The organism is Elongatibacter sediminis, assembly GCF_037892215.1.
In the GTDB taxonomy this organism is placed as follows: domain Bacteria; phylum Pseudomonadota; class Gammaproteobacteria; order Xanthomonadales; family SZUA-36; genus Elongatibacter; species Elongatibacter sediminis.
On sequence record NZ_JAZHOG010000001.1, the window covers coordinates 373,612 to 385,131 of the forward strand.

Below are 11,520 nucleotides of genomic sequence, written 5' to 3' on the forward strand. Positions count from 1 at the left end.
CGCATCCAGCGATGCGTGCGCCCGGCCGGCGCCGATTCAACGGGCGTTTTCCGGCTTCAGGTGCCGGTCGAAAAAGCGGACCATTCGATTGAAAGCGAAACGGGCTTCCGACAGTGAATCGACATCCCAGGCATGCGAGACCCCCGGCAAGCTGACGAGTTCGAATGACTTGCCCTGGTCGATCATCCGCTCCGCCAGTGCCAATGAATCGGCATAAAACACCACGTCGTCCGCGGTGCCATGAATGATCATCAAGGGGTCCTGCAATCCCTGGCTGTGATAATAGGCGGACTGCGCCCGGTAGCGATCGCCGTAATCTCCCACCGCATCACCCATCACCCACATCTGTTCGGGAAACGCGTGCCACACGTTCGATGCGGGCGCGCCGGCAATGCCTGCGGCGTACAGCCCGGGTTTCTTGAACAGGGACATCAGGGTCATCAGGCCGCCGTAACTCGAACCCCAGATGCCAACCCGGTCCGGATCGGCCAGACCTTCATCGACCAGGTGGCGCAAACCGCTTTCCAGGTCGTCGATGTCAATGCCACCGTAGCCGGACAACAGGCCCTGCCGGAAGGACTTGCCCTGTCCCCAGCTCCCACGGACGTTGACATTGAGCAGCAGGTAACCGCGCGCCACCAGCACCTGATCCAGGCCCCAGGTCGGGTGAGAGGTCCGCCCGCCCCACTGGTTGCGCACGGTATCGGCGTAGACCGAACCCACGATCAGCGGATAACGGTGGCCCGGCGTGTAGTTCGCAGGCAGACTCAGGCGCGCGACAAGCGGGGTGCCGTCCACGTGACTTGCAAATTCGATGTAACGCACCTGCGCCCACCTGTGCGTGTCAAAAGTCTGCAGGGGAGAGTGGGTCACCGGCACCGCTGCGCCCGGCTGCCGCGTCGCCAGCAGATACAGGTCGGGAGGCCTCGTGTCGCTGGAATGGCGGACGACGGCGCGGCCGAAACCGGGCGCGTACACCGCGTCGTGGGTTCCCGGCCGCTGGCTGAGATTTTCGATGTCACCGCCATCGAACGGTACGCGGTAGAGCTGGCGATCGGCCACGTGATCTTTGTTGGCCGCAAAGTAGATCGAGCCGCCGTCCGCGTCGACTTCGAATGACGACACCTCCCATTCTCCACCGGTCAGCCGGCGCAGTTCGCCAGTCGGTTCGGCCTGGTGGTAGAGGTGATACCTGCCGCCCCGGTCACTGAGAATGACGAGCCCCCGGTCGCCGGGCGCCCAGGCGGCCGACCAGGCCGGGTTGAGCTGACGCGGCTCGAGAAAACGGTAATGCAGCGTAGCCTCGCCGGTCTGCGCCCTATAGGTACGTACATTGCGCTCCTCCAGCAGGAAACTGCTGCTGTCCACCAGCAGCCGGTCCCCGGCATGCGACCAGGCGATACCGTATACCGGGTGGAGGGCCGGATGCTCCAGCCACAGCGCGTCGTTCGGTTCCTGCGCATCGACGATGCCGATCCGTCGCCGCGTGGTTTCTTCTCCCGGCAGCGGCCGGGAAACCCGGTGGACCCGGTGCTCTCCTTCCGCGTAGAAGTGGATGTCCCGGACCGGCACGCGGCGTTTATCGGCCAGAACCACCGCGATGCGGTCGCCGTCGGGCGACCACCGGTAGCGTTCCACCGCCACCTTGCCGGATTCCGTGTACACCAAGCGGTGCGCGGCGCGCGCATCGTCGCTGTCCAGGACCCAAAGGTCTCCGCTGCGGACGAAAGCGAACCGATCGTCGCCCGGAGCGGGCCGCAGGCTATGTTCCCGTTCTTCGGATGACATGAGCCGGTTGCTTTGGCCGCTGGCCGCAGCGACGGTCCAGAGGTCTCCTTCGAACACGAATGCCAACTGGTCACCTGACGCCAGCCACGCGACTTCCGTCACTCCGCGCGCGGTTTCTGATCGCGCGTTGGCGCCCCCGAGGTCGGTCAACCGGCGCAGGGAGTCGCGCCCTGCATCGTACAGCCAGACATCACGAAACGGGTAGCCGCCATCGTTCCACAGGAACGCGACATGGCGCCCGTCCGGCGACCACACCGCCGCTTCAGGCGAGGTGCCAATGACTTGCGGCAACGAGTAGAACCCGTCGATGGACATTTCGGGCGGGGCCGCCCGTACCCCAGGCGGGCACACGAACAGCAGGATCAGAAGAATCAGAGGGAGATTCAGAACTCCTCGAATCAAAACAGAACGCATATCAGTCACTGCTCCGGTGTTGGGTTACCAGGGCGGCTCAGTCGCAAGGATCTTCCACCGTGTAGGTGAACCGCTCCCCCGTCAGGCCCGGGGTCGAATCCGGCGCGACCCGCTTGCGGCTCTGCTGCTCGTAGGCATACGCGATGGCGATCAGGGTTGCTTCGCTGAACGGCCGCCCCAGGAACTCGATGGAAATCGGCAGTCCCTCGCTCGTGACTCCGGCCGGCACGACGATCGCAGGCAGCCCGGATACCGAACTGACGGGATTGTCACGCGGTCCCCGGTCCGAGGTACCGAGCGGCGGAGCCGCCAGCGACTTGAACGGATAGACCAGCGCATCCAGGCGGTGGCGGTCCATCAGATCGACGATGAGCCGCCGCACCGTGGCGCGATTGGCCAGCCGGGCGTGATAGTTGCGATTGAGATCGGGGCCCGGCAACTCCAGCACGCGTTCAAACAGGGGTTTGAGCGCCTGCAGGTACTCACCGGACCGGACCAGGTCCTCGAACGAGGCCACCGGCGTGTCCGGACCGCGCGCGGTCAGCCAGGCATCGAAGGTGGCGCGGATTTCCGGCACGCTGGCGCGTGCGTCGGGAAAGAAGTCGATCACATCCAGGCCGAGTGACAGACCATCGACCAGCATGGCGCCGGACCCGGGCATGACGTTGACCTCGGAATCAGCAGGTCCGCGCAGAGTCTGAATTTCGGTTTCGATCAGCGTATTGATTTCCCTGAATTCATCACCTTCGCGAAACAGGTCGCGGAGCACGCCGATCCGCGCCCCGGCCAGGGCGTTGGTATCCAGGGCGGCCAGGTAGTCCACACCGTCCAGCCGGCCCAGGGACTGCCAGGTGAACAGATCGGCCGCGTCGAATCCCCGCATCACCTGCAACATCAGCGCCGCATCCCGCACGGTTTTCGCCATCGGTCCAACCCGATCCTGGGTGTAGGAAATCGCCATGACGCCAGCCCGGCTCACCAGGCCCTCCGACGGAGCGATGCCGACCAGGCTGTTGTTGCTGGACGGACTCCGGACCGACGCACCCGACTCCGTGCCGAGCGCGACGGTCGCGAAGCCGACGTTTACGGCCACACCCGAGCCCGCACTGGAACCTCCGGGATTCCGCTCGAGGTCATACGGGTTGAGGGTTTGACCGCCCAGTGAGCTCAGGCCTTCGGCACCCATGTTGAACTCGTCGAGATTGGTTTTGGCCAGGATGATCGCGCCGGCAGCACGCAGCTTCGCCACCACCGTGGCGTCGTCCGAAGGAAAGGTTCCCGCCAGCGCGATGTTGCCGCCAGCCGAGGGAATATCGGCGACGTCGATCGTGTCCTTGATGACCACGGGAATTCCGTGCAGGGGGCCGCGCAGTCCGCGTTCCTCGCGTTCGATGTCGAGTGCGCGGGCAATTTCCAGGGCCCGGGGAGGGACTTCGATGATGGCGCGCAGACGAGGCCCGGCATCGTCGTAAGTCTCGATCCGCGCCAGGTAGAGCTCGACCAGACGTTCGTACGTCAAAGCGCCCGCCGCCACCGCGGCCTGGATGTCGTCAATCCCCGCTTCACGCAGGTCGAAGACCCGTTCGCCAGCCTGCAGCGGAGCGAAAAGGCCGGCCCATAACAGCACACATGCCATCAGGCCGTGCAGACCGGAAAGCCGGCGAACCCTGGCGGGCTTCATCAATCGCGAAGTGTTCATGGTTCAGTCCAGTTCGCTGCGAAACACGTGGCCGCCCTTCACCACCAGGCGAATGTCGCGCAGGGCTTTGATGTCCGCGGTGGGATCTGCGGCCACCGCGACGATGTCCGCATACTTGCCTGGCCCGATCGAACCGAGTTCGGCGTCGGCACCGAGCATGCGCGCCGGCTCGATCGTCGCCGACTGCAGGGCCTGCAGCGGCGTCATTCCCGCTGCCACGTAGTATTGCGCCTCGCGGGCCGTTGCCGTCGTTCCGTCGTTGGGCTCCGACGGGAGCTGGTCGGTTCCCAGCGCGATGTTCACACCTTCCGCGATCGCTGTTTCGAGCGCCTCCCAGTGCTGCCGCCCGACCGATTCCAGCCGCTCCAGGTACCAGTCGGGTGATCCGATTTTCTCGAAGAACGGCCGCGTGCCAGGCTGGCTGACGACAATGGTGGGCACCAGCCAGGTGCCATTTCGCCTCATCGCCCGCAATACGGGGCGATCGAGAAAATAGCCGTGCTCGATGCTGTCGACTCCGGCATCGACCGCGATCCGGGTCGCGCCGGGCGAACCGGAATGGGCCGCCACGCGCGCGCCGAAGCGGTGAGCGGCGTCGACCACGGCACGAATCTCATCCGGCGTCATCAGCGCTTCGGCGATCGATCCGCCCTCGGTCGCTACCCCGCCCGAAATCATGATCTTGACCCACGAGGCTCCGGCACTGATTTCACGCCGCGCGGCCCGCGTAAGCTCCCACGGCCCGTCGTTGTGGGTTTGCCCGGCCACGGATCCATGCCCACCGGTGATCACCAGCGCTTCGCCTGCGCTGAAAATACGGGGACCGACCGCCTGTCCCGCCGCGATCGCCTTGCTCAAAGCCAGATCCTCATGCCCCGGCGCCCGCGGCGGCCAGGAATTGCCCGGTGAACGAATGGTGGTCACACCCGCGTGCAGAATTTCCCGGGCATAGGCGGCCATGCGCAGGGCCAACTCGGCCTCGGTCTCGTTGGCCAGTTCGGCGGACATCTTCCCGGGCAGTTTCAGTCCCAGGTGAACGTGCATGTTCATCAGGCCCGGGATCAGCCAGGTGCCCGTGGCGTCCAGAATCTCCACATCGTCCGGGAGAACTGCCTGCGCTCCGGATTCAACGGAAACAATGCGATCGCCCTGGACCACGACCACGGCATCGCGTGTGATCTCGCCGCGCACGACATCCACGACATGTCCGCCGACGATGGCCAGGCGATCAAGCGCCCGGGCTTCGCCCACAACAAGCAACAGCATCAGGGAAAGCAGATACTGCCGTGGGATGGCGGGTTTGTGGGCGTATCTGAAGATGGCGACACCTCCGGTTGGAAGGAAGTCTGTGCAGTATATGAGCAGGGGCGCACCGATACCACGCGCGTCGAAGGGCTTGCGCCCCACGGCGAATACCGCGGGGTTTTAGCGTGACCGAATGGTCGCTCCGTGTTGCGACGTTCCGTCCATACTGCTACTTTGTATTCATTTTCACGCGATTGTGATCACTCTAGCTTCTTTTCCTCGACGACCGTGAACCCGGAGCCCCTCGCAACCATGAGTCCCAATCCGACCTGCCGCACGAATCCTCCGCCACCCGTCACTCGCACCGCCGTTTCGCGCAGCGCCTCACCGCGGCGAGTTCTGACCTTTTTCGTCCTGGTCTTGCTGGCCCCGGTTTTCCTGACTCCGAACAGTGTCTCGATCGCGATCCAGCCGCTGCTTGCCGCGGAGCGCGCAGAGCCGCCCAACGGGCAGGAGCCAATCGATTCGTTCGAACTCGACCTGGGCCCGCAGGGGCCCGGGCAGAACCGACGGCTGTATGGCCACGCCACGCTGGAAGCCGACGCGCAGGCGACCACCGGACAATACGGAACCTGGCGCCTCAGTTACCAGGTCGGACATCTCGGCATCGACGATGGCGCGCGGTTGTTCCTGCTGTTCAATGCCGTGGCCGACTGGGGCCGATTTCAGTGGACGGACCCTGAAGCACCGAATTACGTTAGCGTGGAAACCATGGGCCAGGCGCACATCAGCGTAAGTCAGGACAACCGGCATGCGGGGCCACGGCCATACTGGGGAGGACTGATCTTCACGGTACGCGAAGGCAACCTGGTTGCGGGCGATCGGGTCAACATCATTCTGGGCGACCGCTCGGCCGGAAGTCCCGGCGCCCGAGCGCCCACCGTCAAACCCCACCAGAGCCAGGAATTCCGCTTTGCGGTCGATCCACTGAATGCCAACATGCCGGTCCGCGTGTTGGAATCGCCGCGCATGGAAGTGCTCGCCGACGAGGCAGCCCGGCTGCAACTGCTCTGGCCGTCCGAGGCGGAAGCCGGAGGCACCACCTGGCTGCTGGTGAAGGTCAAGGACAAGTGGGGCAACCCGGCGACCTCATTCACCGGTACGGTCGCGCTGTCGGCGAACGGGATTGGCGGACTTCCTGAAACCTACACATTCCGCACCCAGGATCGCGGTTACCGGCGTTTCGACGATCTGGCGCTTCCCCCGGAGGAAACACGGATCACCGTCCACGGCCGCACCCTGGATGCCCCGGCACTGAAGGCCGAATCCAATCTCCTGGTAACCCGAACCACCCCGGAATTCAATCTCTATTGCGGTGATCTGCACGGTCAGCACATTCGCGGTTCCTCGAACCTGGCACAGTATGCGGGCTACGCCCGCGGCTTTGCCGGAATCGATTTCATGTCCTGGGCGGTCAACGACTTTCACATCACCTCGGCCACCTGGGATGCCATCCAGGCCACCAGCCGGCATTTCGACGAAGCCGGGCGTTTCGTGGTGTTTCCGGGCTACGAATGGTCCGGCACCACCGGCCGCGGCGGTGATCACAACGTGATTTACCTCGAAGAAGACCAACCCTTGTTCCGCAGCGCCTATGTAGAGCCCGACCTGCGCGGTTACGATCCGGCCGACGATCGCTACACGGTGACCGACCTGATCGCCAGCGTGGACCGGGACAAGACCTTCCTGATGCCCCACATCGGTGGCCGCCGGGCCAACCTCGAATATCACGACGCGAACCTCATGCCGGTGATCGAAATGTACTCCAATCACGGCCAGTTCGAATGGTTTCTGCGCGAGGCCCTGGAACGCGGACTCAAAGTCGGATTCACCGCCAGCAGTGACGACGTCTACGGCAAACTGGGCGATTCCATTCCCGGCGACGGCCTGTTCTCGGTGCACGGCGGGTTGACCTGCGTATTCGCCAGAAACCTGACCCGCGAGGCCATCTGGGAGGCATTTCTGGCACGACGCGTCTACGCCACGACCGGTGAACGCATCCAGTTGCGTTTCACCGCGGGCGAGCACTGGATGGGCCAGGAACTCACAGCGCGGGAGGCACCCCGTTTCACCGTCGAGACCAGTGGCACGGCTGGAATCGAGCAAATCGAATTCTTCCGCGGCACCGAGCGAATCGGCATCTTCAGGCCCGACCGCCCGGCATCGGATTACCGGGTAGTCTGGCGCGGCGCCGCATCGCGGGAGCGGGGCCGGGTCACCAACTGGAGCGGTGAAATCCGCGGGCCGGCGGCAAAACTCGACGACATCCGGCCCTGGCGACTGGACTACCCCACCGAAACGGTCCGGCACGATGACGAGGCCATCCACATCGCGACCGTGACGTCCGGAGACGAGGACGGAGTGGTTTTCACGGCAGACGCCACAACGGGTGCGGCCATCGACATTCGATTGCGGATGCGGTCCCGGGGACAGTTCGACACGTCGTCCGAAGGCGATGACCGCGTCGAAGTAACCGTGCCGCTCGATGAAATCACACCGGAAGCGACTGTGTTTCAGGCCGGCGGCGTCGATCGGGAAGTGGCGGTCAGCCGTGTAGGCCGGGATTATCCCGGCCATGTCCGGCACGAATGGACCGACCCGCATCCGCCCGGCGGCACCCACGCCTACTGGGTCCGCGTACAGCAGGAAGATGGTGCGACCGCCTGGTCGAGTCCGATTTTTGTCACCCGCTGAACGATCACGTTCCCTTTGTGCTGGAACCCGGCGTCAACAATCCTGCGCTGCGGGACAAGAAGGTATAGCCCTGAGTCCCGAGACTAGGCAGGATAGCCGTCCACACACCTAAGACCCGGGTAACCTTTATGTCGCAAGACCTTCCCACGGATATTCGCAAGATTCTCGTCGCCAACCGCGGCGAGATCGCCATTCGCGTACTGCGCGCGGCGGCCGAACTCGGCATCCGCACGGTCAGCATTTTCACGCACGAAGACCGCTTTTCATCGCATCGCTACAAAGCCGATGAAGCCTACCAGGTGGGCGAAGACGACGACCCGCTCAAACCCTATCTCGACATCGAGGCCATCATCGAAGTGGCCAAACTGCACGATGTGGACGCCATCCACCCTGGCTACGGATTCCTGTCGGAAAACGTGGATTTCGCGCGGCGCTGCGGTGAAGAGGGCATCAGGTTCGTCGGTCCGACCCCGGAAGTCATGGCGCGGCTGGGCGACAAGGTGCGCGCCAAGCAGGCCGCGACCGAGGCCGGGCTGCCCGTTATCGAAGACAGCCGGGAGCCCCTGGAATCCATCGACGTGGCACGCAGCGAGGCGGAGCGGATCGGTTATCCGGTCATGCTCAAAGCCGCCGCCGGCGGCGGTGGCCGCGGCATGCGGGTCGTTCGCTCGGATGCGGATCTGAAGGGTGCGTGGTCCGACGCGCGCAGCGAGGCCGGCAAGGCCTTCGGCGACGACACCATGTTCCTGGAAAAGTACATCGATTCGCCCAAGCACATCGAGGTGCAGATTCTGGGCGACACCCACGGCAACCTGGTCCACCTGTACGAGCGCGACTGCTCGGTCCAGCGCCGCTTCCAGAAAGTGGTGGAGGTGGCCCCCAGCACCGGGCTCAAGGACACAACCCGCCAGGCCCTGTTCGATCACGCGCTGGCGCTGGCGCGGCACGTGGGCTACACCAACGCGGGCACCGTGGAGTTCCTGGTCGACCGCGACGAGAACATCTACTTCATCGAGGTCAATCCGCGCATCCAGGTCGAGCACACCGTCACCGAAGAAGTGACCGGCATCGACATCGTGCGCAGCCAGATCCAGGTCGCGCGCGGTTGCCGGCTCAGCGACCCCGAAATCGGCATCGGCGCGCAGGAAGAGATTTCCTGCGTCGGTTACGCGGTGCAGTGCCGCATCACCACCGAGGACCCTGAAAACCGCTTCCAACCCGATTACGGCACGCTCATCGCCTACCGCAGCCCTGGCGGCTTTGGCATCCGGCTGGACATGGGTGTGGCCTACGCGGGCGCCCAGGTTTCACCGTTCTTCGATTCTCTGCTGGTCAAACTCACCTCCCAGGGACGCACCCTGAAGGGTGCAATTCAGCGCGGACACCGGGCTTTGCGGGAATTCCGGGTGCGCGGCGTCAAGACCAACATCGGATTCCTCGAGAACGTGCTGCAACACCCGGTTTTCGAATCCGGCGAGGCCACGGTCACGTTCATCGACGAGCATCCCGAGTTGTTCGAGATTTCCCAGCGCTTCGACCGCGCCACCAAGACCCTGCGTTATCTGGGCAACCTGATCGTCAACGGCAACCCGGATGTCAGCGACGCCATCCCCGACCGCACCTTCCGCAAGCCGGCCATCCCGCCGGTCAAGCGGCTGCAGGGTTATCCGCCCGGCACCAAGAACCTGCTGGACGAGAAAGGCCCGGAAGGACTGTGCCAATGGGTCAAGGAACAGAAGCACATTCTGTACACCGACACCACGTTCCGCGATGCCCACCAGTCCCTGCTGGCCACCCGGGTACGCACCCGCGACATGCTGGCCGTGGCGGAAGGTTTCGCCAAGGCGCACCCGCAGGTGTTTTCGATGGAGATGTGGGGTGGCGCGACCTTCGACGTCGCCATGCGCTTCCTGCACGAGAGTCCCTGGCGGCGTTTGCAGGAATTGCGCGAAGCCATGCCCAATATCCTGTTCCAGATGCTGTTCCGCGGCTCCAACGCGGTCGGTTACAAGGCCTACCCGGACAATCTCATCGCGAAGTTCATCGAGGAGTCCTGGAACAACGGCATCGACGTGTTCCGGATTTTCGATTCACTGAACTGGATCGAAGGCATGAAGCGTTCCATCCAGGTGGTGCGTGAGCGCACCGGCGGCATTGCCGAAGCGACAATCTGCTACACCGGGGACGTTCTCAACACCGATCCCGGCTATCGCTACAACCTGCAGTACTACCTCGACATGGCCCGGCGCCTGGAAGACGAAGGGGCGCACATGCTGGCGCTCAAGGACATGGCCGGTCTGCTCAAGCCCTATGCCGCCGAGATGCTGATTCCGGCCTTGAAGAAAGCGGTCGACATTCCGGTTCACCTGCACACCCACGACACCTCGTCGATGCAGCCCGCCACCCTGCTCAAAGCGATCGAAAACGACGTCGACATCGTCGATGTCTGCCTGGCCTCGATGTCCGGCCTGACCTCGCAGGTGAACATGAACTCGATGGTTGCGGTGCTGAAGGGTCACGAACGCGAACAGGCGTTCGACCTGGATTCGCTGAACGACTACGCCAACTACTGGGAAGCGACGCGGGAGTACTACTACCCGTTCGAGTCGGGCCTCAAATCGGGCACGGCGGAAGTCTACGACCACGAAATACCCGGCGGCCAGTACTCCAACCTGCGCCCGCAGGCCGTTTCACTGGGGCTTGGGCACCGTTTCGAACAGATCAAGAAGAATTACGCGATCGTCAACCGCATGTTCGGCGACATCGTCAAGGTCACACCTTCCTCCAAAGTGGTCGGCGACATGGCGCTGTTCATGACCGCCAACGGCCTGACCGAACAGGACGTGATGGAACAGGGCGAGCGACTGGCGTTTCCGGATTCCGTCGTCGACCTGTTCAGCGGAAAACTCGGTCAGATGGACGGCGGATTTCCGGCCGAATTGTCCCGGCTGGTGCTCAAGGGCAAGGATGCGCCCACCGAACCGCCCGGCGCCAGCCTGCCACCCGTGGACTTCGACCGCGAATTCGCCGAGTTTCAAAAGGAATTCGACGACGATACCGACATGCTGGACTTTCTCAGCTACAAGATGTATCCGCAGGTTTTCAAAGACTTTTACCAGCACCAGCAGGAGTTTGGTGAAATCGACTACCTGCCGACACCGGCATTTTTCTACGGCCTGCCGCCGGGCGAGGAAATCCTCGTCAAGCTGCAACAGGGAAAGACCATTTCCATCCGTTTCATATACCGTTCCAAGCCCGATGAAAACGGTAACTGCCGGGTCACTTTCGAGCTCAACGGGCAGACCCGAACCGTGCTGATCGCGGACGCTTCGGCGGTGCGCAAGACAGCCGTCCACCGCAAGGCGGTCGAAGACAACGAGGTCGGCTCACCATTGATGGGAAGACTGGCCTCCGTGCAGGTGAGCGCCGGTGACACGGTGGAGAAAGACCAGCCGCTGTTCGTCATCGAGGCGATGAAGATGGAAACCACGATCGCGGCCCACCGCGACGGTGAAATCAAGGCCGTACACCTCGAACCCGGCACTTTGGTCGAGCAAGGCGACCTGGTGGTGGAACTCGTCTGAAATCGGGTTGAACCGGTCCGGGTCCGGGCTGACGGC

Annotated in this window: 5 protein-coding genes; 2 read left to right on the top strand and 3 right to left on the bottom strand. The window is 63.7% G+C overall.

Annotated features, from left to right (window positions below; all coding sequences use genetic code 11):
• Window positions 1-36: 36 nt before the first annotated feature.
• The 3 genes from V3330_RS01475 to V3330_RS01485 are packed head-to-tail and all read right to left on the bottom strand — an operon-like array spanning window position 37 to window position 5,308.
• Complete coding sequence (locus V3330_RS01475) at window positions 37-2,202, bottom strand: prolyl oligopeptidase family serine peptidase (protein ID WP_354693603.1); 2,166 nt, start codon at window positions 2,200-2,202, stop codon at window positions 37-39.
• A gap of 37 nt (window positions 2,203-2,239) precedes the next feature.
• The gene (locus V3330_RS01480) at window positions 2,240-3,901 is read right to left on the bottom strand and encodes an amidase family protein (RefSeq protein ID WP_354693604.1); all 1,662 of its coding nucleotides are present in this window, start codon (window positions 3,899-3,901) and stop codon (window positions 2,240-2,242) included.
• Window positions 3,902-3,904: 3 nt separating this feature from the next.
• Window positions 3,905-5,308, bottom strand: a complete 1,404-nt coding sequence (locus V3330_RS01485; RefSeq protein ID WP_354693605.1) for an amidohydrolase family protein — start codon at window positions 5,306-5,308, stop codon at window positions 3,905-3,907.
• A 150-nt stretch (window positions 5,309-5,458) separates the two neighbouring features.
• Between V3330_RS01485 and V3330_RS01490 the strand changes: the two genes are divergently transcribed.
• Both V3330_RS01490 and V3330_RS01495 read left to right on the top strand, forming a co-directional pair.
• The gene (locus V3330_RS01490) at window positions 5,459-7,900 is read left to right on the top strand and encodes a DUF3604 domain-containing protein (protein WP_354693606.1); all 2,442 of its coding nucleotides are present in this window, start codon (window positions 5,459-5,461) and stop codon (window positions 7,898-7,900) included.
• Between the two features lie 128 nt (window positions 7,901-8,028).
• On the top strand, window positions 8,029-11,484 hold the full coding sequence (locus tag V3330_RS01495) for a pyruvate carboxylase (protein ID WP_354693607.1): 3,456 nt from the start codon (window positions 8,029-8,031) through the stop codon (window positions 11,482-11,484).
• Window positions 11,485-11,520: the final 36 nt, after the last annotated feature.

What these genes read in the sequence shown, in the direction of transcription:
- V3330_RS01475 (WP_354693603.1), bottom strand. Translation starts at nt 2,202, where the DNA reads ATGCGTTCTGTTTTGATTCGAGGAGTTCTGAATCTCCCTCTGATTCTT.
- V3330_RS01480 (WP_354693604.1), bottom strand. Translation starts at nt 3,901, where the DNA reads ATGAACACTTCGCGATTGATGAAGCCCGCCAGGGTTCGCCGGCTTTCC.
- V3330_RS01490 (WP_354693606.1), top strand. Translation starts at nt 5,459, where the DNA reads ATGAGTCCCAATCCGACCTGCCGCACGAATCCTCCGCCACCCGTCACT.
- V3330_RS01495 (WP_354693607.1), top strand. Translation starts at nt 8,029, where the DNA reads ATGTCGCAAGACCTTCCCACGGATATTCGCAAGATTCTCGTCGCCAAC.